Raw genomic sequence first — 25,911 nt, forward strand, 5'->3', positions numbered from 1 at the left:
CTGAAAAGCGGCAGCACACGGCCGGGCCACCGCCAGGCGCGAACGCCTGCAGCCAGTCAAAAAAGCAAAAGGGTTGGATCGCGTGGTTCGGTCAGGCCACCGACGACGGGATCAGGTTGCTCGTCTGGGCCGCTTCGAGGCGGATCGCCACGAATTTCGAGGTCGGCGTGTAGGTGCGGTCGCCGTAGCTTTCCAGCGGCACCAGCGGATTGGTTTCCGGGTAGTACGCGGCAGCCTGCCCGGCCGGAATGTCGTAGGCGATCAGGGTAAAACCGCTGACCCGACGTTCGCGCTCGTCGCCCCACAGCGCCACCAGATCGACCTTTTGCCCCGGTTCGAAACCGAGTCGGCGGATGTCCTGTTCGTTGGCGAACACCACGTCGCGCATCCCGTATACACCGCGATAACGGTCGTCGAGGCCGTACAGCGTGGTGTTGTACTGATCGTGGGACCGCATGGTTTGCAGGATCAGATGCGGTTTGACCGGCAGGTTGCGCACGCCTTCGCTGATCAGATGTTCCGGCAGCACACACGGGGTGAACTGGGCCTTGCCGGATTCGGTTTTCCAGACCCGGTCGGAAGCGTTGTTGCCGAGGTGGAAACCACCGGGGGTCAGCAGCTTCTCGTTGAAATTCTCGAAGCCCGGAATCACGTCGGCGATCAGGTTGCGGATACGCCCGTAGTCGCCCACCGCCCATTCCCAGTCGATCGGGTGTTTGCCCAACGTGGCGGCGGCAATCCCGGCAATAATCGCCGGCTCGGATTTCAGATGCGCCGACTTCGGTTTCAGTTGGCCGAACGACAAGTGCACCATGCTGAAGGTGTCTTCCACGGTCACGCCTTGCGGACCTTCGGCCTGTACGTCGATGTCGGTACGGCCCAGGCACGGCAGGATCAGCGCATCACGCCCGGTCACCAGATGGCTGCGGTTGAGTTTGGTCGAGATGTGCACGCTCAGGTCGAGTTTGCGCATCGCGGCGTGGGTGCGCGGGGTGTCCGGCGTGGCTTGGGCGAAGTTGCCGCCGAGCCCGATAAACACCTTGGCTTCGCCACGTTCCATGGCACCAATCGCCATGACCGTGTTGTGGCCGTGCATCCGCGGCACTTTGAAGTTGAAGCGTTTTTCCAGGGCGTCCATCAGCTCGGTCGGGGCCAGTTCGTTGATGCCCATGGTGCGGTCGCCCTGCACGTTACTGTGGCCGCGCACCGGCGACAGCCCGGCGCCCGGACGGCCGACGTTGCCGCGCAGCAGTTGCAGGTTGATGACCTCCTGCAGGGTCGGCACCGAGTGCACGTGCTGGGTCAGGCCCATGGCCCAGCACATGATCACGCTCTTGGCCCGGGCGTACATGCGCGCTGCCAGTTCGATGTCATGCAGCGGCACGCCGGACTGCTCGACGATGTGCTCCCAGCTCGTGGCATCGACTTCGGCCAGATAGCTGTCGAGACCCGAGGTGTGCTCGGCAATGAAGGCGTGATCGAACACCGGTTCGCCGCCGGTGGCCTGGGCTTCGCGCTCCCACTCCAGCAGGAACTTGGCCATGCCGCGAATCATCGCCATGTCACCGCCCAAGGCAGGACGGAAGTACGCGGTGTTGGTCGCTTCCCAGCCGTTGCTGAGCATCTCGATCGGGTTTTGCGGGTTCTGGAAACGCTCCAGTCCACGCTCTTTGAGCGGGTTGATGCACACCACTTGCGCGCCGCGCTTCACCGCTTCACGCAGCGGTTCGAGCATGCGCGGGTGGTTGGTGCCGGGGTTCTGGCCGATGACGAAAATCGCATCGGCGTGGTGCAGGTCTTCATAGACCACCGTGCCTTTGCCGACGCCGAGGCTCTCGCCCATACTCACCGCACTGGCTTCGTGGCACATGTTCGAGCAGTCCGGGAAGTTGTTGGTGCCGTAGGCGCGGACGAACAACTGGTAGAGAAACGCCGCTTCGTTGCTGGCGCGACCCGAGGTGTAGAACTCGGCCTCGTGGGGCGATTTCAAGCCTTTGAGGTGTTTGGCGATCAGCGCGAAGGCATCGTCCCAGGTAGTTTCCACATAGCGGTCGACCCGTGCGTCGTAACGCATCGGATGGGTGATCCGGCCCTGGTATTCGAGCCAGTAATCGCTTTGCTCGGCCAGGGTCGAGACTGTGTACTTGTTGAAGAACGCCGGATCGACCAGGCGGCCGGTGGCTTCCCAGTTCACCGCTTTGGCGCCGTTCTCGCAGAACTTCAGCATGCTCGCACCGGGCGCTTCACCCCAGGCACAACCTGGGCAGTCAAAGCCGCCGTTCTGGTTGGTCTTGAGCATGGCGCGGATGTTTTTCAGGGCGTTTTCACTGCCCAGCCAGTTCTTGGTGAGGCTGATGACAGCGCCCCAACCCGCAGCGGCGCCCTTGTAGGGTTTGTAACGGTCGACTTGTGACATGGGACTTCTCCATGACGATGCACACAGGCAAAAACCTGATCGGGTTTAAACAGCGACGACTGACTTTCAAGTTAAAAAAGCGGTCGTTTCGTTTGACGGGGCCAAGGATAGGAACCGCTGCAAAAACTTGTCTAATCGCTATTAATGACTGCGTTATCGAAAGCATCTATCACGGACTTAAACCCTTTAAATACGGGCACTTGCAAAACTAAGAAGGGAAAAACAGCAAATAATTATTTCATCATCGACAGCATCAATCGGCCGGTCATTAAGAGTGATTGGACTCTGTCTCAAGTTGCTCATAACCTGCGCCGACCCAATCCCTTCAATAGCGGATTTCACCCAAGCGAGGCTGTCATGTCAGAGCGCGTCTTGATCGATGGTTACAACCGCCGCGTCGACTACCTGCGCATGTCGGTCACCGACCGCTGCGACTTTCGCTGCGTGTATTGCATGGCCGAAGACATGCAGTTTCTGCCGCGCCAACGGGTGCTGACGCTGGAGGAAATCTATCAACTGGCGCAGAGCTTCGTTGCGCTCGGCACCCGCAAGATTCGCCTGACCGGCGGCGAGCCGCTGATTCGTCCCGGCGTCGTCGGCTTGTGCAAGCAGATCGCCGCCCTGCCCGGCCTGCGCGAACTGTGCCTGACCACCAACGGCTCGCAGCTCGGCAAACTGGCCAGCCCGCTGTTCGACGCCGGGGTCAAACGCCTCAACGTCAGCCTCGACAGTCTTGATGCCGAGCGTTTCAAGCAGATGACCCGCACCGGTGATCTGGCCCAGGTGATCGATGGCATCGACGCCGCGCGCGCCGCCGGATTTACCCGCACTAAACTCAACTGCGTGGTGATGCAGGGCCGCAACGATCACGAGATCAACGATCTGGTGCAGTTCGCCATCGAACGGGATCTGGACATTTCCTTCATCGAGGAAATGCCGCTGGGGATCATCAGCGAACACAGCCGCGCCGAGTCGTTCTTCTCCAGTACCCAAGTGCGCGAACGGATCGCCGAGCGCTACACCCTGATCGACTCCGCCGAGTCGACCCATGGCCCGTCGCGCTACTGGCGGCTCGCCGAAGCGCCGCACATTCGGCTGGGATTCATCTCGCCCCACAGCCACAACTTCTGCGGCACCTGCAACCGGGTGCGGCTGACCGTCGAGGGGCGTTTGCTACTGTGTCTGGGGAACGAGCATTCGGTGGATCTGAAAGCGGTGCTGCGGGCCCACCCGGGTCAACCGGAGCGGCTTGAGAAAGCCATCATCGAAGCGATGAAACTCAAGCCTTACCGGCACAACTTTGAAGTGAACGACGACGTGCAAGTGGTGCGTTTCATGAACATGACCGGCGGCTGATCCGCCACGTTTGCAAGGCAGAGAGCCGCATGATCATCCGACCCAAGGTCAATCAATTCGCCATTCTCTTCACCCTCAAGGGCTCGATTGCCAAGCGCATCGCCCTGCGCACCCTGATGGTCACACTGCTGGCGTCGGCCATCGTGCTGGTGGAAATGCTCCACCCGAGCAACTTCACCAAGGTCAACGCCACGCCGTTCACGCTGCTCGGCCTGTCGCTGTCGATCTTCATGAATTTTCGCAACAACGCCTGCTACGACCGCTGGTACGAAGCGCGCAAGGCTTGGGGCGATGTGATCGTGCATGTGCGCTCGGTGATTCGCGAGACCCATGTGATCCGCGAATCGGCCCAGCGTCGGTTATTGCTGCTTAACCTTTGTGGTTTCGCCCACGCGCTGAATGCGCGACTGCGCCGGGAAGACGAAGCCGCCGCCAGCGCTCAATGGATCACCCCGCAACACGATGCGCAGGTGCCGGATTACAGCGGGCGAATCCTGCAGACGGTGGGTCAGCAATGCTCCGATCTGCATGAGGCGGGCGATCTCAGTGAATGGCGCTACATGCTGCTGGCCAATCACCTGACCAGCCTGACCCAGGCGCAGGCGGTGTGCGAGCGGATCAAGAACACGCCGCTGCCCTTCCCCTATACCTTGCTGCTGCATCGCACGATTTACCTGTTCTGCATCCTGCTGCCGTTCGCCATGGCCGAACCGCTGGGGTGGCTGACGCCGCTGTTCACGGCGATTGTCAGCTACACCTTCTTCGGCCTGGATGCGATTGCCGATGAACTGGAAGACCCGTTCGGCCGGGATGAAAACGATTTGCCGACCGATGCGCTGGTGCGGGGTATCGAGCGGGATATTCTCTCGGAGCTGGGGACTGAACCGTTGCCGCCAGCGCTGAAACCGGTGGACTACGTCCTCAGTTAATCGACTGCCTTCCCTTCCGGGGAGGGAGACTCATCAATCCAGATGCGCCCAGGTCATGCGGAACGAAGCGCCGCCCCACGGCGAGTCGCCGACCTCGACCTGCCCGCCATGGGATTGCGACACCCGCCGCACCAGCGCCAGGCCGAGGCCGAAGCCGCCCGTGCGGCGGTCACGGCTGGCGTCCAGACGCGAGAACGGTTCGAAGATTTTCTCCCGCCCTGCCAGCGGCACACCCGGCCCGTCGTCGTTGACCTGCACTTCGTATTGATCGCCAACGCGCACCAGCGACACCTCGACCCGCTGCTCGGCATACCGGATGGCATTGCGCAGCAGATTGATCACCGCACGCGCCATGAAACGCGGTTCGATCCGCACTTCGTCGACCCGGCAATCTACGATCAACAGCTGCACCCCGGCCGCCTCGGCTTCCAGCGCCACGCTGCCGACCACGCTGTCGAGCCAGTTGGCAGCCTGAATGTTTTCGCGGGTGATCACCGTCGCGCCGCGCTCGAGGCTGGCGTAGGTCAGCAGTTCGGAGACCATTTCTTCCAGCTCGCCGAGGTCGGCGTACATGTCGGCGATCAGTTCGCGGTTCTGGCTGGCGTCCGGTTGCTGCTTGAGCTGATCGAGCTCGAACGACAACCGGGCAATCGGCGTGCGCAGTTCGTGGGAGACCGCGTTGGTCAGTTCGCGCTGATTGGCGATCAGGCCTTCGATGCGCGCCGCCATCAGGTTGAAGTGGCCGGCCAGGTCGCGGATGTTCGAGCGTTTGGACAGCTGGATCCGCACCGAAAGATCGTTGTCGCCGAAGCGCTCGGCGGCCAGGCGCAGCTTTTCCAGATCGCGCCAGTGCGGGCGAACCCAGAAGTACAGGACGATGCCGAGCAGCACGGCCAGCATCAGGTAGGCCCCGGCAATGTAGAACGGCATCAGGCTCGGCTCGGGAGGCAGCTTGATGCTGAGCAACTGCGAACCACCGTCGATGTTGCTGATGAACTGGGTGTAGTCATCGCGGATCACCAGCAGATCCTGGGCCAGTTCGGCTTTCTCCTGATCGTTGAGGTTCAGTTGGTCAGCCTCGACCAGGCTCAGCGTCAGCCCGTAGTGCGGCCGTAACGCCTCCAGTTGCGCCTCGCGCGCTGAGCCCTGCTGGTCGCGCATGTGTTCGATCAGCGACCACGCCTGTCCGCGTACCGCCTCACGGTTGTAGGCCTGCATCTGATTGTCGAGCAACGCGTTGAAGGTGTGTTCGACGGTTTGCAGCGCCGCCACCAGCCCGACCGTCATCACCAGAAACAGCCCGAGAAATAACCGCAGCATCTACAACTCCCACGCGAACGGATTGAACAGGTACCCCTTGCCCCACACGGTCTTGATGCACACCGGTTCGCGAGGGTTGTCCTTGAGTTTGTTGCGCAACTTGCTGATGTACACGTCGACGCTGCGATTGAGGCCATCGAACGCGATGCCGCGCATGCGGTTGAGGATGTCATCGCGCGACAGGATCTTGCCGGCAGCGCTGGCCAGCAGCCACAGCAGCTCGAATTCCATGGTGGTCAGCTCGATCAGCTCGCCCGCCAGACGCACTTCGCGGCAACTGCGATCAATGATCAGGTTGCCGAACTCCAGCGAACTCACTACGCCGCTTTCCGGGACTTGCCGGCGCTGCAGGGCACGCAGGCGCGCGAGCAGGACGGGCGGCTTGATCGGTTTGATCACGTAGTCGTCGGCCCCGGACTCCAGGCCCAGAATATGGTCGAGGTCGTCTTCCTTGGCCGTCAGGATGACAATCGGCGTGTCCGACACGCTGCGGATTTCCCGGCACACGTGCAGGCCGCTCTGCCCCGGCAGCATCAGGTCGAGCACCACCACCTTGGGCTTGAATTCGAGAAACGCGGCCACGGCCAGATCGCCGCGATGCACCGTGCGCACCTCGTAGCCGTGTTGTTCGAGAAAGTGGGCGATCAGCGCGGCCAGCCGCTCATCGTCTTCCACCAGCAGGACTCTGCCAAAACCCAGGTTATCCATAACAACCGCCGCCAACCGCTTTGTGAAGTGGGCGACATTATGCGGGCATTCAATGGCGAGACGTTTATCGCAGGCAGCAAAAACCGGCCTCCGGGGCCGGTTTTCGTTGAAGTTTCATACTCTTAAGAGTTTTTAACAATTCATGCCGCGACGGGTACACCGCTGTGGAAACGGAATTCCTCGTCCGGCGACTCGATCAGGTCCTGCTCGGCGGCGCGGACTCTCTCGATCACCTGGGCGATGTCCTTGGCGTCACCGTACTGGTAGGCCAGTTTCAGGTAACCCTGGAAATGCCGGGCCTCGCTTTTCAGCAGGCCGAAGTAGAACTTGCCGAGTTCTTCGTCCAGATGCGGCACCAGCGCTTCGAATCGCTCGCAACTGCGCGCTTCGATAAAGGCGCCGACCACCAGGGTGTCGACCAGTTTCACCGGTTCATGGCTGCGCACCACTTTGCGCAGGCTCGAGGCATAACGGCCGGCGTGGAGCTGGCGCAGTTCGATCTTGCGTCGCTTCATGATGCGCATCACCTGCTCGTGGTGCACCAGTTCTTCCCGGGCCAGACGCGACATCATGTTGATCAGATCGACGTGGGAATGGTACTTGGCGATCAGGCTCAACGCGGTGCTGGCGGCCTTGAACTCGCAGTTCTTGTGGTCGATCAGCAGGGTTTCCTGATCGGCCAGCGCGGCCTGAACCCAGGCGTCAGGCGTGCGGCAACCAAGGAATTCGTGGATTTCGGGAAGGATCATGGGGCTCACGGTCAAAAGGTGTTCGAGCGAAGGGCGCCGATTATACCGGCCTGCCCGCAGACCACCAGCCGCGCGCGTTGATATGCATCAAGTCGCAGACGGATGCGCAGCAACTATAGTTGTGCAACGCCGTGCCTTTTCATTGCTGGAGACTCACTCATGCAAGCCATTCGCAGCATTCTGGTGGTCATCGAACCCGAACACGCGGAAAGCCTGGCGCTCAAGCGCGCCAAACTGATCGCCGGGGTGACCCAGGCCCATCTGCACCTGCTGGTCTGCGACAAGAAGCACGATCACGCCGGCATGCTCAGCGTGCTCAAGGCCGCGCTTTTGGCGGACGGCTACAGCGTCACCACCGAACAGGCGTGGAACGAGAGCCTGCACGAAACCATCATCGATGTGCAGCAGGCTGAAGGCTGCGGGCTGGTGATCAAGCAGCACTTCCCCGACAGCCCGTTGAAAAAGGCCCTGCTGACCCCGGCGGACTGGAAACTGCTGCGCCACTGCCCTACTCCGGTGCTGCTGGTGAAGACCGCCGGTTCGTGGAAGGACAAGGTGATTCTGGCGGCCGTCGACGTGGGCAATGCCGATGGCGAACATCGTCATCTGCACACCACGATCATCGACCATGGATTCGACATTGCCAGCCTGGCCAAAGGGCATCTTCACGTGATTACCGCTCATCCGTCGCCGATGCTGTCGGCGGCCGACCCGACCTTCCAGCTCAAGGAAACCATAGAGGCACGCTATCGCGAGCAATGCCGGGCGTTTCAGGCTGAGTTCGACATCGATGACGAGCATTTGCATGTCGAGGAAGGTCCGGCGGACGTGTTGATTCCGTTCATGGCGCACAAGCTGCAGGCGGCGGTGACCGTGATTGGCACCGTGGCGCGCAGTGGCGTATCCGGTGCCTTGATCGGCAACACGGCCGAACAGGTGCTGGATCAGCTGGAGAGTGATGTGCTGGTGCTCAAACCCCAGGAGGTTGAAGACCATTTGGTGGAGTTGGCGGTGAAACATTAAGCATTGTTGTCATCCTGTGGCGAGCACGTTCGCCACAGGTAATGCTCAGTCGCCCAGCGCATCCTTCAGAAATCCGGGTGCGATGTAGCGCTGATAGTGCGCTTCCGACAGCAGGAAAAATTCCCGATCAATGGCATCGCGCAGTTCCGGCAGGTTCCAGTCGCGAAACTCCGGCAGCAATACCATTCCGTAGGCTTCCAGATTAATGATCACCCGCGCGCCCCGGGCGATCAGCTGATACGCCCAGCAATATTCCGACTGATGCGGCACGAAGCGGATCTTGCGCTGTTCCAGTTGCAGACGCAGGCGCGCCGGGTCGAAGACCTCGACCTTGCTCGCCATCACTTGTGACAGCAATTGTTCAAGACGCAGCCACACCGCACGCTTTTCTTCCTCGTTGTAACCGTTCCAATGGATCACTTCGTGGTGGAAACGCTTGCAGCCACGGCACACCAGATCACCGTAAACGGTGGAGCAGAGGCCGACGCAGGGGGTCTTGATGGTCTGATTGGGCATAAATGGGCAGAACACTTGAAACGCGGAACAGGTCGGCATGTTAGCCCTTTGTCCGCCATTCATCACCCCTCAAACGTCAGGGGCAAGCGCTGGATCAAGGTTTGCCCGAGCCGCGCACAACGCCACCAAAGTCCAATAGAGCGCGACTTACCTTTAAATTTTTTTTGCCGTAGAATCAGCCAGCCTTTTTAGGCGCCAATGTCCGTTAGAAGCTGTTTTCAAAGCGTCACGAGCACAGTCGTTCCTTCAGAGCGGTGTTGGCGTAAGGTTTTTCCAGCGGGGAAAAGCCCAACGCCAACCCTCATCAGCTCCCCGTTCTGCAGGCGTAAAACTTTGAAAGCAGCTTCTGTAAGGAATGCCCGGTAATTCTGGCTAAGCGGCCCACAACGCCACGCAGCGCATGAGTACGAGCATTTCGGGATGAGCGTCCCGGACACCCATTTGGGACCACTGATGAGGGTAATAACTGTGCTTGAAGCCTACCGCAAACATATCGAAGAGCGTGCAGCCCTGGGTATCGTTCCCCAGCCGCTTAACGCCGAACAAACTGCAGGCCTGGTCGAGCTGCTGAAGAATCCTCCGGCTGGCGAAGAAGCTTTCCTCGTTGACCTGATCACCAATCGCGTACCACCAGGAGTGGACGAAGCCGCCTACGTCAAGGCCGGTTTCCTCTCCGCACTGGCCAAGGGCGAAGTCTCCTCCCCTCTGCTGGACAAGAAGCGCGCTGTAGAACTGCTCGGCACCATGCAGGGCGGCTACAACATCGTGACCCTGGTTGAACTGCTGGACAACGCCGAGCTGGCGCCAGTGGCCGCCGAAGAACTCAAGCACACCCTGCTGATGTTCGATGCCTTCCACGACGTGGCTGAAAAAGCCAAGAACGGCAACGTTCACGCCAAGGCCGTGCTGCAATCCTGGGCTGACGGCGAGTGGTTCAAGAAGCGCCCTGTACTGGCCGACAAGATCAGCCTGCGCGTCTTCAAGGTCACCGGCGAAACCAACACCGACGACCTGTCCCCTGCTCCAGACGCCTGGTCGCGTCCTGACATCCCGCTGCACGCCCTGGCCATGCTGAAAATGGCCCGTGACGGTATCGTTCCGGACGAGCAAGGCAAGACCGGCCCGATGAAGCAGATCGAAGAAATGCGCGGCCAGGGCTTCCCTATCGCCTACGTCGGTGACGTGGTCGGTACCGGTTCCTCGCGTAAATCGGCGACCAACTCGGTGCTGTGGTTCTTCGGCGACGACATCCCTTACGTGCCGAACAAGCGCGCTGGCGGTTTCTGCTTCGGCAGCAAAATTGCCCCGATCTTCTACAACACCATGGAAGATGCCGGCGCACTGCCAATCGAGTTCGACGTATCGAACATGAACATGGGCGACGTGATCGACCTGTACCCGCACGCTGGCAAAGTCTGCAAGCACGGTACCGACGAAGTCATCACCACCTTCGAAATGAAGACCCCGGTCCTGCTGGACGAAGTCCGCGCCGGCGGCCGTATCCCGCTGATCATCGGCCGTGGCCTGACCGAGAAGGCTCGCGCCGAACTGGGTCTGCCAGCGTTCGACCTGTTCAAGAAGCCGGAAGCACCGGCTGAAAGCACCAAGGGCTTCACCCTGGCGCAGAAAATGGTCGGCAAGGCTTGCGGTATGGCAGAAGGCAAAGGCGTTCGTCCTGGCACCTACTGCGAACCGAAGATGACCACCGTAGGTTCTCAGGACACCACCGGTCCAATGACCCGTGACGAACTGAAAGACCTGGCGTGCCTGGGCTTCTCCGCTGATCTGGTGATGCAGTCCTTCTGCCACACCGCGGCTTATCCAAAGCCGATCGACGTGACCACCCACCACACCCTGCCTGACTTCATCATGACCCGCGGCGGTGTTTCCCTGCGTCCGGGCGACGGCATCATCCACTCGTGGCTGAACCGCATGCTGCTGCCGGACACCGTCGGTACCGGTGGTGACTCGCACACCCGATTCCCGATGGGCATCTCGTTCCCGGCCGGTTCCGGTCTGGTCGCGTTCGCCGCTGCCACCGGCGTCATGCCGCTGGACATGCCGGAGTCGATCCTGGTGCGCTTCAAAGGCAAAATGAAACCTGGCATCACCCTGCGTGACCTGGTTCATGCCATCCCCTACTTCGCCATCCAGAACGGTCTGCTGACCGTCGAGAAGAAAGGCAAGAAAAACGCCTTCTCCGGCCGCATCCTGGAAATCGAAGGCCTGGAAGGTCTGACCCTGGAACAGGCGTTCGAACTGTCCGACGCCTCGGCCGAACGTTCGGCTGCCGGTTGCACCATCAAGCTGTCGAAAGAGTCGATCACCGAGTACCTGCAGTCCAACATCACCCTGCTGCGCTGGATGATCGGCGAAGGCTACGGCGATGCGCGTACCCTGGAGCGTCGTGCTCAAGCGATGGAAGCCTGGATCGCCAACCCGCAACTGATGGAAGCCGATGCCGACGCCGAATACGCCGAAGTCATCGAAATCGATCTGGCCGACATCAGCGAGCCTGTACTGTGCGCGCCGAACGACCCGGACGACGCCCGTCTGCTGTCCAGCGTTGCTGGCGAGAAGATCGACGAGGTGTTCATCGGTTCGTGCATGACCAACATCGGTCACTTCCGCGCTGCCGGTAAACTGCTGGATCAGGTCAAGGGTCAGCTGCCAACCCGTCTGTGGCTGTCGCCACCGACCAAGATGGACGCTCACCAACTGACCGAAGAAGGCTACTACGGCATCTACGGCAAGGCCGGCGCCCGCATGGAAATGCCAGGCTGCTCGCTGTGCATGGGTAACCAGGCACGCGTTGAGCCGAACAGCACCGTGGTGTCGACCTCGACCCGTAACTTCCCGAACCGTCTGGGCGACGGCGCGAACGTCTACCTGGCCTCGGCCGAGCTGGCGTCCGTTGCTTCGATCCTGGGTCGCCTGCCGACCGTCGAGGAGTACATGGAATACGCTGGCAAGATCGACAGCATGGCGGCCGACGTTTACCGCTACCTGTCCTTCGACCAGATTGCCGAGTTCCGTGAAGCTGCTGCGAACGCCAAGATCCCTGTCGTTCAAGCCTAACGCTGCAACGCAATGAAGAACGCCGCCCATCGTAAGATGAGCGGCGTTTTTTTATGCCTCCGCGTTGATCGTTCCCACGCTCTGCGTGGGACGCTCTGCGTCCTGAACCGTGACGCAGAGCGTCACAAGAGGCATTCCCACGCAGAGCGTGGGAACGATCAATCAATGCTGTGCAGGCACAAAAAAGGCCGACCTGCGAGGCAGGTCGGCCTTTCTGTTTCACAAGATCAAACGGGATCCTGTGTTGAACCTCAAGCAGTCAGCGAGTAGATCAACGCCGAAATCGCCACCAGCCCCACTGCGGTGACAAACACGTTCGACATCTGCCCACGATAACGGGCCATCGCCGGCACTTTGCGGATCGCGTACATCGGCATCAGGAACAGGATCGCCGCGATGACCGGGCCACCGATGGTTTCGATCATGCCGAGGATGCTCGGGTTCAGGGTCGCCACGATCCAGCACACCACCAGCATGAACGCCGCCACGATGCGGTCCAGCGCCTTGGCGCCCGGACGCTTGCCGCTCTTGACGATCAAGCCCTTCAGGCCTTCGCTGGCACCGATGTAGTGGCCGAGGAACGACTTGGAGATCGCCACAAACGCAATCAGCGGCGCCGCGAACGCGATGGTCGGGTTGCTGAAGTGGTTGGCCAGGTACGACAGGATCGACAGGTTCTGCGCCTTGGCTTGCGCCAGTTGCTCCGGCGACAGGGTCAGTACGCAGCTGAAGACGAAGAACAGCACCATCACCACCATCAACAGATGGGCGCGGGACAGTATCTGCGAGCTACGCTCATCCGCGTGGACGCCGTATCGACGCTTCTGGTCCACCGCAAACGCCGAGATGATCGGCGAGTGGTTGAACGAGAACACCATCACCGGAATCGCCAGCCACAGCGTGTGCAGCAGCGCCGACGGCGCCGGCACTTGCGAAGCGGTGGTCAGGATGCCGCCGTTCCAGTGCGGAATCAGATACACCGCCAGGAACAGCAGCGCGACGATGAACGGATACACCATAAGGCTCATGGCCTTGACGATCACTTGCTCGCCGCAGCGCACCACGGCCAGCAGGCCGAGAATCAGCACGAACGACAGCAGCGCGCGCGGTGGCTGCGTGATGTGCAGTTGGTGCTCGAGGAAACTGGCGACCGTGTTGGTCAGGCCAACGCTGTAGATCAGCAGGATCGGGAAGATAGCGAAGAAGTACAGCAGGGTGATCAGCGCGCCGGCCTTGATGCCGAAATGCTGTTCCACCACGTCTGTGATGTCGGCGCCTTCGCGACCGGAAAGCACGAAGCGGGTCAGGCCGCGGTGTGCGTAAAACGTCATCGGGAAGGCCAGCAGCGCGAGGATCACCAGCGGCCAGAAGCCACCCAGACCTGCGTTGATCGGCAAAAACAGGGTACCGGCGCCGATGGCCGTCCCAAACAGTCCCAACATCCAGGTAGTGTCATGGCGATTCCAGCTCGACAGTTCGGCTGGTGCTGCCGCCTCAAAGCGTTGTTCGACGCTATTGGCCTGATCATTCATCCGGTCGGATCTCCGCATTCCGGTCACTTGCCACTCGGTCAGGACGCGTCGGAAAAAACCGACAGACATGCTCCGGCCGAAACAGGGGCGCGATTCTCCGCGATAAATGAGCAGAAGCAAAGACTTAGCTGAGGAATGGTTGTACGGATCAGATCGGAGGCTTGTCGTTTTCAGGAAAAATCCTGTCGGCGCCAGATACGCGACATGTCGTTTTATGACATGCACCGGCGCCGAATGAGCCATGGGAAAGCCCGATCAGATCGATCGGGCCAATATGAAGCCGAGGAACATGCAAAAGATGCCCAGACCCATCAACCCCCAGATCGGGCGCATTTCTTTCCTGTTTTTGATGCGTATTTTTTCGGCCCACTCATCGTGTTCGCGTTCCAGTTGTTCCATTCTGGCTTTGGCGTCATAGGTGCTCATATGGATTTCCTTTTGGGTCATGTGTCTGAAGATTGCGAAAACGAACGCTCAAAACTTGAAAAAGACGCCTGCCAATGCCGCGCTTGCCGTCAACACGCCGGCCACCACCGCGACTGGATAAAAATACGTCTCCCAAGTTCCGCCAGAAGCTTCTGCCGCTCAGCTATCAGTTTTCGCGTTTCGTTATGCAGCCTGTCGAGTTCCAGGTTTTCGCGGTTGTTCTGAAGCATTGGCCTTCCCTGGCTGATGGCTATTTCCGTCCGGATTACTGCTTCGTCATGAAGAACGCATCCCGCCCTGCTCTCTATAATTCCGCGCTTCTCACCCTGCCGTATAGCGGATGAGTCCGGCAGCACTCGTAGGCAACATCCGTAAATCCCGCAGGACGGTGCGTCCATTTCCTAACGTTTTTAAACAACCTCACCGACTGGCATTTTTCGGCTATACCCAATGGCGAATTGACCGACATACCCGTCCAGCCCCCTCGCCTGTGGAGCCATCCCATGCCTCTCGTCCGCGTCGACATCAAGAAAAACCCGGACCCGACGTTCGCCAAACGCATTGGCGAAGTGATCTACGCCGCCCTGCGCAGCGAGATCAATGTGCCGGAACACGACAATTTCCAGGTGCTGGCCGAGCACGACGACCAGCACTTCGTCTATGACCCGCAATACCTGGGGATCAAGCGCAGCGACGGCATCGTGTTCATCCAGCTGACCATCAGCGAAGGCCGCACCGTGGAAATGAAACAACGGCTGTTCCAGACCATCGCGCGCAACCTGAACCAGCAACTGGCCGTGCGTCAGGAGGATGTGTTCATCAATCTGGTGGAGGTGAAAAAAGAGAACTGGTCGTTCGGCAACGGCATCGCCCAGTACGTGACCTGATCCTGTGACCACCGGCGCCGACATCACCTTCTGACGAAGCACCCGCGCACTCCCCGCGTCAGCTCCTACACTGCCTGATGCGGGGCCGCGCCAGCCATTGCCAAACCGCTCTGGAATCAGCACTCTGAACCGACTTTTGCGCCCGAAGACCGACGATCACAGGAGCCGAGCAATGCCCGCCACCGTTCTGGTACTGGTTGAAACCATCAATGACTATTTGCCGATCCTCGAACGTCAGGGTTTTCACCTGATTCTCGCGCCGACCCCAGCCGAACGCGCGCAAGCCATCGCCACCCACGGGGCGCGGATCGACGCGGTACTGACCCGTGGCCCGCTGGGCTTATATGCTGAAGAAATCGCGGCCTTGCCCGCGCTGAAAATCATCTGCGTGATCGGCGCCGGTTACGAGCAGGTCGACCTGCAGGCCGCCAGTGACCGTGGGCTGACCGTGACCAACGGCGCCGGCGTCAACGCTTCGTCGGTGGCCGACCACGCCATGGCGATGCTGCTGGCGCTGGTGCGCGACATCCCGCGCTGCGATGGGGCGGTGCGTCGGGGCGAGTGGCCGAAGATCATGCGCCCGTCGCTGGCCGGCAAGCGCCTGGGCATTCTCGGTCTGGGCGCGGTGGGGATGGCGATTGCCAAACGCGCGGGCCTGGGCTTCGACATGGAGATCAGCTACCACAACCGTCAGGTGCGCAGCGACGTGCCTTACGCGTTCTGCTCGACCCCGACCGAACTGGCCCGGGCCTCGGATTTTCTGGTAGTCGCCACGCCCGGCGGCATCGGCAGCCAGCATCTGGTGACCCGCCCGGTGCTCGATGCTTTGGGTCCCAACGGTTTTATCGTCAACATTGCCCGCGCCAGCGTGATCGCCACCGCCGATCTGATCAGCGCGCTGGAACAACGGCGAATTGCCGGCGCAGCGCTGGATGTGTTCGATCACGAGCCGCAAGTACCCGATGCGCTGAAGAGCCTGAGCAATGTGCTTCTCACCCCGCACGTCGCCGGGCTGTCACCGGAAGCCACTCAAGGCACCGTGGAGCTGGTGGGCAAGAATCTGGTGGCGTTCTTCTCCGGGCAACCGGTGCTGACGCCGCTGCAGTTGCCGCCGAAACTGAACAACCAGCGCGTGCACTAAAGCACGCCGAGCAAAGTCCACAGACGCCGGGATTCGGCGTCTGCCGAAATCAGCTCGCCGAGCAGCTCGCTTAACGGCTTGTTGCCCCATTCCACCCCGCGCCGGATCAGATACGGCACCGGGCTGTGGGGTTCGGTGCGGGCCAGGTACTCGGCGATCAGCAGCAATTGCCGATAAGCCTCTTCTCGACTGGCCGGTTCGCGCGGCACTGGCGCGGCTTCGGGCGTGGCCGCGACAGACGCTTCAACCGGTGAGACTGCGACCGGCGCAGGCGGCGGTGCCGACAGTGGTTGTTGTGGGTGCATGGCGATGAACTCCTGAACCAGTGTCAACAACGCTTGAAGGGTGTCCTGCAACGGACCGAGCCCCGGCCCCTGATCTCCCAGATACGCATCGCACCAGGCATCCAGACGCTGCAGGTGTTGCAGGCTCAGCAGCAGATTGCCTTGATGGCGCAGCCAGAACGCCATGGGCGTGGCACGCACCTGCTCGATGAGTTTCTTGTGCTCGCTGCGCGCCGTTTCGGCCGACGCCTTAGCGCCTTTGGAGTCGTTGGCCTGCACCTGCTGCACCTGAATCCGCCGCCAGGTTTCGAGGGTGTAGCCCTCAAAATCGCTGTTGTTGGCGCCAAATAAAGGCACCCGGGTCAGCAGTACTTCACTGTAGCGACGCACCAGCCATTCCAGCGGAATCGCCCGCCACGACTGGTCACCGTCGCCGGCCTGCGGGTGCAAATGTTCGGGATAGCGCTCACACAGACCGGTGATCAGCGCCAGACTGCCCGGCAGTCCATCGAGTGCCTGCAAATGCAGCCAGGCCTCGCCCAGCCAGGCACTGAGCATCAGGTCCTTGCTGCGCTCGAGCAATAGCGTGGTGGTCAACCGCTCGACTTCCGGCCAGTTGGCCCGTTTCAGGGTCGACTGCCAGACACCCGTGGGCAGACTCGCGTCGTCCTCGCGGCGCAGATCGCGCAACTGGTCGTACTCGCGCTCATAACGCAGATCCGCACCACAGGGCGCATCGTCGCTGATGGGCGCAAGCAACTGATCGATCAGGTCCGGCAACGGGGTCGAGGGCAGGCTCACAAATCCTCCTTCTGGGCTTCAAGGGCGGCGGTGGTGCCGGTCACCTGGAACGGTGAACGCGGCGCGCGGGTCGGCAACGGCGGAATCGACAACGGCAGTTTCGAGCCCTGGCTCATCAGCGACACGCGCACGAACATCCGGGTGAATTCGCTGGTCACGCTGTCATTCTGCGCGGTAACCGGCAGGCGCAGGCTCAACGGAAAATCGGTGTAATCCATGCTCGGCTGGCGTTGTACCGAGAAGTGCGCACGCATCAGGCGCAGCAGCGACCACGGCCCGCCAAACTCCCAGCCGGCCTCCAGATCGCGCACCACCAGGTTTGGTTGCAGCGGGTCGTTGACCGGACGCTCCTTGCCGTTGCGCGCCCAGCGCAGGGTCAGGCGGATCGGCTGGCCGGGCATCCAGCGCAGGTTCGGCTGATCGGCAGCGGGATAGTTGATCTGCTGATTGCCGGCCAGCAAGCCCCAGGCAATCACCTGATCGGCGCCCTTCTCTTCTTCGCGATCAGTGCGCCAGCGCACGTCCAGCTCGACGCCGAGAATCCCGCTCTTGTCGCGTACGAACAGCGGCGTCAGCCAGACGCTGGCCTGTTTCACCCGGTTGAGAAAATCTTCCGCCGCCAGCCGCTCCGGGGTCTGGCTCAGGACCAGTCCGGCCTGGGCTACCGGCAAACGCTTGTCGATGATTTCCAGAAAGTGCTGGACCCGCGCCGGGTCGGCATCCTGCGCCTGCACGCCGTTGGCGAACGGAAAGCGGTCAGCCAGGTACTGATTGAAGTAGCCGGCCAGTTCGTTCCACGCGGCAGCCGCCTGTTGCTGTTGCAGAAACTGGCAGCGTTGCAGGGCCGACTGTTGCAACTCCACCGCCCGCATCGCCAGGGTGCCGCGCCCGCCGGTCAGATTGGCGGTCTGCAACACCTGCACGCAGGAGCCGGTGTCCATTTCAATGAAGTCGCGGCTGACCAGTTGCTCGATCTGCGCCGGCGAACTGGCCGGGTTGGAGTCCTTGTACTTGAGCAATTCGTCGTTGAGCGCGCTGAACTGGGTCACGCGCTCGTAATCCAGCGCCGACAGATTGCCCTGCTGGGTCTTCAACCATTCCAGCGCCGGGGCGCGACGCTCGGTGATGCCGAGCATGGTGTTGAACTGTTGCTTGAGGCTCAGCTTCAGATCCTGCACATCGCTGGCGCCATAGAGTTGCAGGCCAAGGTTTTTCGAGCCGTCCCACTGGCTGATTTCCGTGCGGCCACCGAACAGCGGCTGCGCGGTGATTTCATCCAGCCCGCCAACGATCTGCGCCATCGCCCGGCGATTCAAGGCCCCTTGCAGACGCGCCGCCAGATCACTGCGATGGACTTCGATAAAGGCTTTTTGCAGGTTCATCGCCTGTACCGCCTGCACGTTGAACACCGCGTAAGGATGAGTCTGATCATCATGATCCTTGAGACTCAACCACATCGCCTGTGCGGCGGCGGTTTCGGCCGCTTGCAGCAATGCTTCACGGTAGGCCGGCGGAATGCGCGGCAGCTCTTCGGCAACGTAGTTCTTGTAGCTGGCGAAATAATTCAGCGACTCGTTGAGGTCATCGCCATCCACGGTCTGGCCTTGCCGGTTGACGCTGTCCTGGCTGGCACGCAGGGCAATTGAAACGAAGTCACGCTTGAACAGCGCCTGCACCGCGTTGTTGAGCTTGACCACCTGATCCTGCAATGCCAGTTGCCCGCTGCCCTGCTGCACCAGCAGATTGCCCCGCGAACCCACTTGGGCGATCCATTGATCGCGAAAACTCTGCTGCAACTTGCCGGCCTGCGCATCGAGCTGCTGTTCCACGGCCGGGCCGAGCAATGAACTCTTGCGCACCTTGTCGAGAAACTCGCGATAACCCGGCACCAGCTCCTGCCCCTTGCCGCGACTCCAGGTCGAGTTGGTCAGGGCGATCGCCGCTTGCAAGTCATCGATCAGCGCGCGCAGGTCTTCCAGTTCGGCAAGGCTGTTGCCACTCCCGGCTTCAAGCTGTTCCAGATGCAACTTGAGGTAGCCGGCCTTGCTGACGAAGTTGTCGGCCAGAAAATACTGATCGAGCCAGCGCTCCATAAGCCCGGTGAAATTGCTGACGATCAACGGCCGTTCAACGCTCAGATCCAGCGCCTGCAAGTCGCCGCCATCACTGGCCGCCAGCAGCCGGTTGTAGTAGGCGGCATGGGGCAAGGTGCCGACGTTGAGGTTGAGTGACAGCGCGCTGTTGCTCAGTTGCGCCAGATCTTCCAGCGGCGCCCGCTGATCGTTCTGCACTTGGGCGAACAACTGGTTCTGTTGTTCCAGACGCAAGGCTCGCTCGACCAGATCCGTGGCCTTCTGATAATTCTGCCACTGCGCCGGGTCTTCGCTTTCGACGCTGGTGCGCCGGTCGGTGGCGCGGATCGCCTTGATTTTCGCCAGCTCCGCGACCAGCAGATCGTGCAGCGGTTGCAGCATGTGGCGCTGGGTCGACCTGAACACTTCCTGTTCGAGTCGCCCGTCCAGCGAGGAAAACCACGACGTCGGAAAGGCCAGCGAAACGTAGTGCCAGTGCGGCGCCCGTTCCAGCACCCGCCAGAAGTTCTGCACGTTGCGCCGGGTCGGCTCGACCCGATGCTCGTCATCGATCACCGCCACGTAATTCTTCTGCGCGCCTTGCAGCAGCCGCGCCAGTTCATGCGCGTCCTTGACCGACGCCTGCCAGACCCAGAGCATCGCCACCGCCCAGACCACCCCGACCACCAGCGCCACCCCGGCAGTCACTCGTTGCCAGCGCTGGCGCAAGCGCAACAGGCGCGGCACGCCTTGGGCCAGTCCACGTTCGCCGACTATTCGCTGGCGCCACAACTGACGCACAAACGCACTTTGCTGCAGGCCGCTGTCATCGGCAGAAAAACCGTCCAGCGCATCATCGGCCGGCTGATTGGCCGTCAGGTAAACGCCACGAAAACACGGTGCCTCGCCCTGAGCGTTGCCTTGAAAAACCGGTTCCAGCACGTTCTGCAAACCACGCCGCAGAGTTTCCAGACGTTCCGGCAAGGCGTACAGATCCGCACTCAAATGCCCGGACAAGGTGCCGATTTCGATCACCGCCTCCGCCACCGCGCGGTGTAGCCGATCCAGCGCCTGATCGCTCCATTGCCCCTGCCACACTGCATCGCGGGCATAGGGCGACGACCAGCCCAAGGTGCGATCGCGAGCCTCGTCCGGCAACGCGCTGATCAGTTCCTGAAATCCCGGCAGTTCTTCCAGCCCGGTGATGACCACGTACACCGGCAGGCTCAGACCAAAGCGCTGCAACAGATCGATGAAACGCCGACGCGCCGCCAGACCGAGTTGCGTGGCCTGCTCCAGATTGCTCAACCGACTGACCGGCACTGTCCAGATCACCCCGTCCAGCGGGCGCTTGCTGCGCAGGCGCAGGATCAACCCGAGCAGACGCCACCAGCCGCCGCGTTGCAGGTGCATGCCGTCTTCCGGCAGAAACAGCGCCTGCGGCACCACCAGCACCGCGCCTTCGGAGTCCGACCACCAACGGCCGAACCACGCCGGTTTGTCGGTGGGTTGCAAACGCCATTGAGTGGCGAGCTGGGCGCCCTGGGTTTCATCGCCGAGCATCAGCAGCCACGGCATCTGATAACGGTCGTGGGCGCCCTGCTCCTGCTCCATGTGCCGCACGGCGGCGTAGAAACTGCGAATCGCCGCGCCGCTCTGGGTGCGCAGCCACCACACCGCCACCGCGATGATCACCAGCAGCAGAAGGATGGCGACCACCCAGGCCACGATCGTCAGGGTACTCATGAGTCTTGCTCCGGCGCCGCCAGCGTGTCGGGCGCCTGCAACACCGGCTCCAGTTCCTGGCGGATGTCACGCCACAGAAACTGCCCGAGCCCGGTCAGCAGCAGAATCATCGCCAGAATGCCCAGCGCCAGACGAAAGCCATCGGGCAACGCCGTGCGTACCGGCAACTGCAAGGGTGTCGCCATCGAGGGCTGTACCAGTCGCTGACTGACAGCGGCGTAATCGGCCTCGTCCTGCCAGGCAAACGTGAACAGGGCCCGCCGCCATTTTTCCCGTTGCACCTGGCCCTGCTCACCGCGCAGGCGTCCGTGGAAACCGAGGATCAGGCACTGCAAATACACGTTGGCCAGATCGCGGGTGGTGGGCTGCTGTTCATCGAGTAGGGTCTGGATCGCCGCCGGCACTTGTTCGCCGGCCTGACGGCTGGAGTACAGTCGCGACTCCAAGGGCTTTTCCTGCCAGGCGCTTTGGCCTGGCCACGGGCTGAACAGCAGGGTCTCATCGACCAGTGCGACAAAGGCATACACCAGCGCCTTGACCTGTTCAGTCGCCGAATCGCCGACCCGGGCAAACGCGGTGCGCCACAGCCGTTGCGAAGCCTGGGTCGAGAGCTCGACCACGGTTTCGACCAGCGCAGCTTCGTCCTCGCTGTCCTTGGGCAACTGGCTCCAGTCCTGCGACCACTGCTGCCACGTCTGGCGGAACGCACTGCTCAGCGGAGCGTCCTGCAACCCGAGGCTTGCGGCACTTCCTTGCGACATACGACGTTCCTTGTGTGATCAGGCACGTTCACTGTTCTGGGCGACAAACAACACCACTTGCCACGGGCTGCTGGTCAGCTTGGTGGCCGGCGCGGCGATCATCAGCGGCAGTTGCGCGTCGAACCAGCTGCCTTCGGCGGTCACCACGAACAGCCGGGTGTCGTCGCCGACGCTGTAGGCCACCTGTTCGCTGCGGCTCATGGCCTGATGCGTCAGACCGCTCATCCGTTGACGGCTGAGCAAGGCAATGTGCGGCGCCGAAGCGATGATCGCGCCGCGCAGCCATTCGCCGGCCGCCTGCTCGCTGGCACCGTTGGGCATGCGCAGGCCAATGACCAGACGCTGGCTCGGTTGCTCGTCCGGCAACTGAATGGAAAAGCTCTGCTCACCGCGCTCGAACGCGATGCTGCGGTAACCGGCGCGGATCAGTTCCAGGGTGTTTTCCAGCCAGTCGAGCAGCGGATCGTAACCGCGCTGCAATTCGAGAAAATCCAGTGGCGCAAAAGCCGGCACACCCGCCAGCGGATCCAGCGCCGACCACGCACCGGCGAGTCCCAGCAATTGCACATAAATGCTTTGCGGATGAGCGACACGGCTGATCAGCGCCCCTTCCACCTCCGGCAAGCGCGCCCACAACGCCGTCATCTGCCGACGGATTTCCAGCGCGTCATCCTGATTGCCGGCCTGCTGCGCCTGGCGCAATCGCCCGCCGAGAAACAGGCACTTCTCCCGCGCCCTCGCGCAGAGCCCGACCACCCGCCGACCCAATGGGGATTCTGGCAGCAGGACCGGTGTCGGCGGCGTGTACGGCAACGGCAGGAAACCGCCGCCCTCCTTGCGGATTTTCAGCAGCGGCAGGCAGATTGAATCGGCTTTGTTGAGTTGCGTACACAGCCGTGGATTGGGACGCCACACCGTGATCGATTCAGGAAATTCGCCGCTGGTGAGATCCGGTAACGCCTCGCCGACCACCGATTGCAGACGCCCCTTGAGCGGCAGCAACTGACCGGCGCGCCACAGCGGACTGATCGCCAGATAGACCGTCACCGTCGCATCGTCCGTGGCGTCGATCGCGGCAGCGACGTCCAGCTCCAGCGTCGGGTCGACGCCGACTTGCAGATTGACCGGCAGACCGTCCGGCATCGTCCCTTGCAACGACAGCACCCGCACCACGCCGGCGCTCATCGCCGACGGATCGAACTCCATGTGGCTGACGCCGAAAAACCACGGATTGCACGCCTGAGCCAGATGCGCGCCGAGCGCCTCGGCCCGCAGGCCCTGTAACTGAAAATGCTGGGGCAGCAATTGCATGCCTTCATGCCAGCAGACCGCGTCAGGTAGCAGACTCATACGACTCCCTTCGACTGCACCGCGAACCGGCGGCGGACGGTGTGTTTCAGTTTTCCTTGCTGACCAGGCTCATCTCGCGACTGTCGAACTTGAGCCATGCGTCGCTCTGATCGTCCAGCCGCAGGCGGTGCGCTCCGGGAGTGTTATAGCTGGCGAAGACCAAAAGTCCAGCCGCCCGCTTGCCCCCCAAAGGGAACGGCTGGCGGTCGATGAATTGCCCCGGCACCAGTTCCAGTCCCCACACGCTCATCAGCTGACGATAGTCACGCTGATACTGCTCGCGCTCGGCAAACCACTGACGGGCACTGATGCCCGACAGTTGCTTGAGCAGATCCGGATCGTTGACCGCGATGAAGTCCACGGCGATCGGGGTGTCGTCATTGGCCTTGGGCGCGACGTCGAGGGTCAGGCTGTCGAGATCCACTTTCGGCCCGAAAAACGAACAGCCGGCGAGCAGCGCAAACCCGAACGTTAGAAAAAGTCGTGCAGACAAAATGAATTTTCCTTTTCGCCAGTCAGTCCAAAAAAGTTTTTCGCTTGCATTTTTATAGACCTGTTCTAGCGTCTTGGGTAGTTCGGTTCCTACAGCCGAATGAGGAAGGTTTGTCAAAGGAACGACAGGTCATCTGCCACCCTTTCTAACCTGTGGTCCAGCAAGGGAAAGCGATGAACGGGCCTCCCCGATGCATTGCGCCCGCTCATCGCATCGGAGTCCGCCGACATGGCAGAAAGTACCCAGCACAAGCTCGACCGGGTTCGCCCGCCCCGAGTGCAAATCACCTATGACGTCGAAATCGGCAACGCCATCGAGAAAAAGGAATTGCCGCTGGTGGTCGGCATCCTCGCCGACCTCTCGGGCAAGCCGCTCGAACCATTGGCAAAACTGACCGAACGCCGTTTCACCGAAATCGACCGCGACAACTTCAACGACGTCCTCGCCTCCATCGCGCCCCGCGCCACGCTGCAAGTCAACAACACCCTCAGCGGCGACGACAGCAAGCTCAACATCGAACTCAACTTCAAGCACATCGACGACTTCGACCCGGTCAAGGTGGTGGAGCAAGTCACGCCGCTGCGGCGCCTGTTCGAAGCCCGCCAGCGCCTGCGCGACCTGCTGACCAAACTCGACGGCAATGACGATCTGGACAAGCTGCTGCGCGACGTCATCGCCAACACCGAAGGCTTGCAAGAGATCAAGTCGGCCCGCCCGGACACCGCTGTCCCGGCCGCTGATGCCGAAGCTCCGGCCGAACCGCAAGCCTGATCGTCCACCTGACCGAGGAAGAATTCGCCATGCCCGCCGCCGCCCAGAATCAAGCCAGCGAAAATGCTGCCGCCGAGACTTTATCCCTGCTCGATCGAATCATCGCCGAGGGCCGCATGGCCCATGACGACAGTCAGCAGGATTACGCCCGCGACATGCTCGCGGAATTCGCCACCCAGGTACTCGACGAAGGCATGGCCATCGACAAGGACACCGTGGCGATGATCAACGACCGCATCAGTCAGATCGACGAACTGATCAGCGCCCAGCTCAACGAAGTGCTGCATCACCCGGACCTGCAAAAACTCGAAGCGTCCTGGCGTGGCCTGCACATGCTGGTGCAGAACACCGAAACCAGCACCCGGCTGAAACTGCGCCTGCTCAACGTGACCCAGAAAGAGCTGCAGAACGACCTGGAAAAAGCCGTCGAATTCGACCAGAGCGCGCTGTTCAAAAAGATCTATGAAGAGGAATACGGCACCTTCGGTGGTCACCCGTTCAGCCTGCTGGTGGGCGACTACACCTTCGGCCGCCACCCGCAGGACATCGGCCTGCTGGAGAAACTGTCGAACGTCGCCGCCGCTGCCCACGCGCCGTTCATTGCCGCCGCCAGCCCGCGTCTGTTCGACATGAACAGCTTCACCGAACTGGCCGTGCCGCGTGATCTGTCGAAAGTGTTCGAGAGCCAGGAACTGATCAAGTGGCGCTCGTTCCGTGAAAGCGAAGACTCGCGTTACGTCTCGCTGGTGCTGCCGCACTTCCTGCTGCGTCTGCCTTACGGCCCGGACACTTCGCCAGTGGAAGGCATCAACTACGTCGAAGACACCAACGGCACCGACCACAGCAAATACCTGTGGGGTAACGCCGCGTGGGCGCTGTCGCAACGCATCACCGAAGCCTTTGCCAAGTACGGCTGGTGCGCGGCGATCCGTGGCGCTGAAGGCGGCGGCGCGGTTGAAGGCCTGCCCGCGCACACCTTCCGCACCAGCTCCGGTGATCTGTCGCTCAAATGCCCGACCGAAGTGGCGATCACCGACCGCCGCGAGAAGGAACTCAACGACCTCGGCTTCATCGCCCTGTGCCACAAGAAGAACAGCGACGTCGCGGTGTTCTTCGGCGGCCAGACCACCAACAAATCCAAGGTCTACAACACCAACGAGGCCAACGCCAACGCACGGATCTCGGCGATGTTGCCGTACGTGCTCGCGGCCTCGCGTTTCGCCCATTACCTGAAGGTGATCATGCGCGACAAGGTCGGCAGCTTCATGACCCGCGACAACGTGCAGACCTACCTCAACAACTGGATCGCCGACTACGTGCTGATCAACGACAACGCTCCGCAGGAGATCAAGGCGCAGTACCCGTTGCGTGAAGCGCGGGTGGATGTCACCGAAGTCGCCGGCAAGCCCGGTGCCTATCGCGCGACGGTGTTCCTGCGGCCGCACTTCCAGCTCGAAGAGCTGACCGCGTCGATCCGCCTGGTCGCGACCCTGCCGCCACCGGTAGCCGCCTGACCCGCCTGCGCCCGCAGGATTTCCTGCGGGCGCTCCCC

21 protein-coding genes are annotated in these 25,911 nt (G+C 61.5%); 9 read left to right on the forward strand and 12 right to left on the reverse strand.

What is annotated here, in order from left to right; genetic code table 11:
• Positions 1 to 91 precede the first annotated feature (91 nt).
• Positions 92 to 2,416, reverse strand: coding sequence for an FdhF/YdeP family oxidoreductase (locus ACODTD_RS08190; protein WP_201819134.1), 2,325 nt, complete (start codon positions 2,414 to 2,416; stop codon positions 92 to 94).
• A gap of 357 nt (positions 2,417 to 2,773) precedes the next feature.
• On the opposite strand from ACODTD_RS08190, the gene moaA reads away from it, so the two are divergent.
• A complete protein-coding gene (gene moaA, locus ACODTD_RS08195) occupies positions 2,774 to 3,772 on the forward strand; it encodes a GTP 3',8-cyclase MoaA (protein WP_011334760.1) in 999 nt (332 codons plus the stop codon).
• Positions 3,773 to 3,801: 29 nt separating this feature from the next.
• Positions 3,802 to 4,701, forward strand: coding sequence for a bestrophin family protein (locus ACODTD_RS08200; protein WP_011334761.1), 900 nt, complete (start codon positions 3,802 to 3,804; stop codon positions 4,699 to 4,701).
• Between the two features lie 33 nt (positions 4,702 to 4,734).
• Here the strand turns inward: ACODTD_RS08200 and ACODTD_RS08205 are convergent, their stop codons facing one another.
• From ACODTD_RS08205 to ACODTD_RS08215, 3 genes are all read right to left on the reverse strand, one after another.
• On the reverse strand, positions 4,735 to 6,021 hold the full coding sequence (locus ACODTD_RS08205; protein WP_285358312.1) for an ATP-binding protein: 1,287 nt from the start codon (positions 6,019 to 6,021) through the stop codon (positions 4,735 to 4,737).
• Positions 6,022 to 6,729 (reverse strand): response regulator, encoded by a 708-nt coding sequence (locus ACODTD_RS08210; protein WP_007958821.1) that lies wholly within the window; start codon positions 6,727 to 6,729, stop codon positions 6,022 to 6,024.
• Between the two features lie 140 nt (positions 6,730 to 6,869).
• Positions 6,870 to 7,478, reverse strand: coding sequence for a MiaE family protein (locus tag ACODTD_RS08215; RefSeq protein WP_011334764.1), 609 nt, complete (start codon positions 7,476 to 7,478; stop codon positions 6,870 to 6,872).
• A 159-nt stretch (positions 7,479 to 7,637) separates the two neighbouring features.
• On the opposite strand from ACODTD_RS08215, the gene ACODTD_RS08220 reads away from it, so the two are divergent.
• Positions 7,638 to 8,501: a universal stress protein gene (locus ACODTD_RS08220; protein ID WP_011334765.1), complete on the forward strand. Its 864-nt coding sequence runs from the start codon at positions 7,638 to 7,640 to the stop codon at positions 8,499 to 8,501.
• 45 nt (positions 8,502 to 8,546) lie between these two features.
• Here the strand turns inward: ACODTD_RS08220 and ACODTD_RS08225 are convergent, their stop codons facing one another.
• Positions 8,547 to 9,017, reverse strand: coding sequence for a DUF1289 domain-containing protein (locus tag ACODTD_RS08225; protein ID WP_039767141.1), 471 nt, complete (start codon positions 9,015 to 9,017; stop codon positions 8,547 to 8,549).
• 468 nt (positions 9,018 to 9,485) lie between these two features.
• On the opposite strand from ACODTD_RS08225, the gene acnB reads away from it, so the two are divergent.
• On the forward strand, positions 9,486 to 12,095 hold the full coding sequence (acnB, locus tag ACODTD_RS08230; protein WP_489104765.1) for a bifunctional aconitate hydratase 2/2-methylisocitrate dehydratase: 2,610 nt from the start codon (positions 9,486 to 9,488) through the stop codon (positions 12,093 to 12,095).
• Between the two features lie 251 nt (positions 12,096 to 12,346).
• Here acnB and ACODTD_RS08235 read toward each other — a convergent pair whose 3' ends face one another.
• Together ACODTD_RS08235 and ACODTD_RS08240 are read right to left on the reverse strand one after the other, a co-directional pair.
• On the reverse strand, positions 12,347 to 13,627 hold the full coding sequence (locus tag ACODTD_RS08235) for an HAAAP family serine/threonine permease (RefSeq protein ID WP_011334768.1): 1,281 nt from the start codon (positions 13,625 to 13,627) through the stop codon (positions 12,347 to 12,349).
• 255 nt (positions 13,628 to 13,882) lie between these two features.
• Entirely contained in the window at positions 13,883 to 14,053 is a 171-nt protein-coding gene (locus ACODTD_RS08240) for a hypothetical protein (protein WP_181457877.1), read from the reverse strand.
• Between the two features lie 74 nt (positions 14,054 to 14,127).
• Between ACODTD_RS08240 and ACODTD_RS08245 the strand changes: the two genes are divergently transcribed.
• The 3 genes from ACODTD_RS08245 (at position 14,128) to ACODTD_RS08255 (ending at position 16,081) form a co-directional block, all read left to right on the forward strand.
• Positions 14,128 to 14,397 carry a hypothetical protein gene (locus ACODTD_RS08245; protein ID WP_011334770.1) on the forward strand — a complete coding sequence of 90 codons (270 nt, stop codon included), beginning with the start codon at positions 14,128 to 14,130 and terminating at the stop codon, positions 14,395 to 14,397.
• 159 nt (positions 14,398 to 14,556) lie between these two features.
• Positions 14,557 to 14,940 carry a tautomerase family protein gene (locus tag ACODTD_RS08250; RefSeq protein ID WP_011334771.1) on the forward strand — a complete coding sequence of 128 codons (384 nt, stop codon included), beginning with the start codon at positions 14,557 to 14,559 and terminating at the stop codon, positions 14,938 to 14,940.
• A gap of 172 nt (positions 14,941 to 15,112) precedes the next feature.
• Entirely contained in the window at positions 15,113 to 16,081 is a 969-nt protein-coding gene (locus ACODTD_RS08255) for a 2-hydroxyacid dehydrogenase (protein WP_011334772.1), read from the forward strand.
• Here the strand turns inward: ACODTD_RS08255 and tssA are convergent.
• From tssA to ACODTD_RS08280, 5 genes are read right to left on the reverse strand one after another with little or no spacing between them, the layout of a single operon-like run.
• Positions 16,078 to 17,166 carry a type VI secretion system protein TssA gene (tssA, locus tag ACODTD_RS08260; protein WP_489104714.1) on the reverse strand — a complete coding sequence of 363 codons (1,089 nt, stop codon included), beginning with the start codon at positions 17,164 to 17,166 and terminating at the stop codon, positions 16,078 to 16,080. The genes ACODTD_RS08255 and tssA overlap by 4 nt on opposite strands.
• Positions 17,163 to 20,984 carry a type VI secretion system protein gene (locus ACODTD_RS08265; protein WP_489104715.1) on the reverse strand — a complete coding sequence of 1,274 codons (3,822 nt, stop codon included), beginning with the start codon at positions 20,982 to 20,984 and terminating at the stop codon, positions 17,163 to 17,165. Before ACODTD_RS08265 ends, tssA begins: the two co-directional genes overlap by 4 nt.
• Complete coding sequence (locus tag ACODTD_RS08270; RefSeq protein WP_011334775.1) at positions 20,981 to 21,745, reverse strand: DotU/TssL family secretion system protein; 765 nt, start codon at positions 21,743 to 21,745, stop codon at positions 20,981 to 20,983. Before ACODTD_RS08270 ends, ACODTD_RS08265 begins: the two co-directional genes overlap by 4 nt.
• Before the next feature lie 18 nt (positions 21,746 to 21,763).
• Positions 21,764 to 23,095: a type VI secretion system baseplate subunit TssK gene (tssK, locus tag ACODTD_RS08275; RefSeq protein ID WP_201819126.1), complete on the reverse strand. Its 1,332-nt coding sequence runs from the start codon at positions 23,093 to 23,095 to the stop codon at positions 21,764 to 21,766.
• A gap of 46 nt (positions 23,096 to 23,141) precedes the next feature.
• On the reverse strand, positions 23,142 to 23,588 hold the full coding sequence (locus ACODTD_RS08280) for a hypothetical protein (RefSeq protein ID WP_011334777.1): 447 nt from the start codon (positions 23,586 to 23,588) through the stop codon (positions 23,142 to 23,144).
• Positions 23,589 to 23,816: 228 nt separating this feature from the next.
• Between ACODTD_RS08280 and tssB the strand changes: the two genes are divergently transcribed.
• The gene (gene tssB / locus ACODTD_RS08285; protein WP_007958861.1) at positions 23,817 to 24,359 is read left to right on the forward strand and encodes a type VI secretion system contractile sheath small subunit; all 543 of its coding nucleotides are present in this window, start codon (positions 23,817 to 23,819) and stop codon (positions 24,357 to 24,359) included.
• A gap of 29 nt (positions 24,360 to 24,388) precedes the next feature.
• Complete coding sequence (gene tssC / locus ACODTD_RS08290; RefSeq protein WP_007958864.1) at positions 24,389 to 25,873, forward strand: type VI secretion system contractile sheath large subunit; 1,485 nt, start codon at positions 24,389 to 24,391, stop codon at positions 25,871 to 25,873.
• Positions 25,874 to 25,911: the final 38 nt, after the last annotated feature.

The organism is Pseudomonas sp. FG35 (genome assembly GCF_057809295.1).